The 1,502-nt window shown below is 54.4% G+C and carries 1 rRNA gene; it reads left to right on the top strand.

Annotated features, from left to right (window positions below):
- Positions 1 to 1,454, top strand: a 16S ribosomal RNA gene (locus tag E2R53_RS22890); the annotation flags it as partial.
- Positions 1,455 to 1,502: the final 48 nt, after the last annotated feature.

Below are 1,502 nucleotides of genomic sequence, written 5' to 3'. Positions count from 1 at the left end.
AGCGGCGGACGGGTGAGTAACACGTGGGCAACCTGCCTGTAAGACTGGGATAACTCCGGGAAACCGGAGCTAATACCGGATAGTATCTTGAACCGCATGGTTCAAGTTGGAAAGACGGTTTCGGCTGTCACTTACAGATGGGCCCGCGGCGCATTAGCTAGTTGGTGAGGTAATGGCTCACCAAGGCAACGATGCGTAGCCGACCTGAGAGGGTGATCGGCCACACTGGGACTGAGACACGGCCCAGACTCCTACGGGAGGCAGCAGTAGGGAATCTTCCGCAATGGACGAAAGTCTGACGGAGCAACGCCGCGTGAGTGATGAAGGTTTTCGGATCGTAAAACTCTGTTGTCAGGGAAGAACAAGTGCGAGAGTAACTGCTCGCACCTTGACGGTACCTGACCAGAAAGCCACGGCTAACTACGTGCCAGCAGCCGCGGTAATACGTAGGTGGCAAGCGTTGTCCGGAATTATTGGGCGTAAAGCGCGCGCAGGCGGTTTCTTAAGTCTGATGTGAAAGCCCCCGGCTCAACCGGGGAGGGTCATTGGAAACTGGGAAACTTGAGTGCAGAAGAGGAGAGTGGAATTCCACGTGTAGCGGTGAAATGCGTAGAGATGTGGAGGAACACCAGTGGCGAAGGCGACTCTCTGGTCTGTAACTGACGCTGAGGCGCGAAAGCGTGGGGAGCGAACAGGATTAGATACCCTGGTAGTCCACGCCGTAAACGATGAGTGCTAAGTGTTAGAGGGTTTCCGCCCTTTAGTGCTGCAGCTAACGCATTAAGCACTCCGCCTGGGGAGTACGGTCGCAAGACTGAAACTCAAAGGAATTGACGGGGGCCCGCACAAGCGGTGGAGCATGTGGTTTAATTCGAAGCAACGCGAAGAACCTTACCAGGTCTTGACATCCTTTGCCACTTCTAGAGATAGAAGGTTCCCCTTCGGGGGACAAAGTGACAGGTGGTGCATGGTTGTCGTCAGCTCGTGTCGTGAGATGTTGGGTTAAGTCCCGCAACGAGCGCAACCCTTGATCTTAGTTGCCAGCATTCAGTTGGGCACTCTAAGGTGACTGCCGGTGACAAACCGGAGGAAGGTGGGGATGACGTCAAATCATCATGCCCCTTATGACCTGGGCTACACACGTGCTACAATGGATGGTACAAAGGGCTGCGAGACCGCGAGGTTTAGCCAATCCCATAAAACCATTCTCAGTTCGGATTGCAGGCTGCAACTCGCCTGCATGAAGCTGGAATCGCTAGTAATCGCGGATCAGCATGCCGCGGTGAATACGTTCCCGGGCCTTGTACACACCGCCCGTCACACCACGAGAGTTTGCAACACCCGAAGTCGGTGGGGTAACCGCAAGGAGCCAGCCGCCTAAGGTGGGGTAGATGATTGGGGTGAAGTCGTAACAAGGTAGCCGTATCGGAAGGTGCGGCTGGATCACCTCCTTTCTAAGGAATATATGAGGACGCTTTTGGTTTTTGTTTAGTTTTGAGAGA

Source organism: Peribacillus frigoritolerans, assembly GCF_004358755.1.
GTDB lineage: Bacteria > Bacillota > Bacilli > Bacillales > Bacillaceae > Bacillus_P.
The sequence above is the reverse complement of the archived record's forward strand: the minus strand, read 5'-3'. Positions and strand labels throughout refer to the sequence as shown.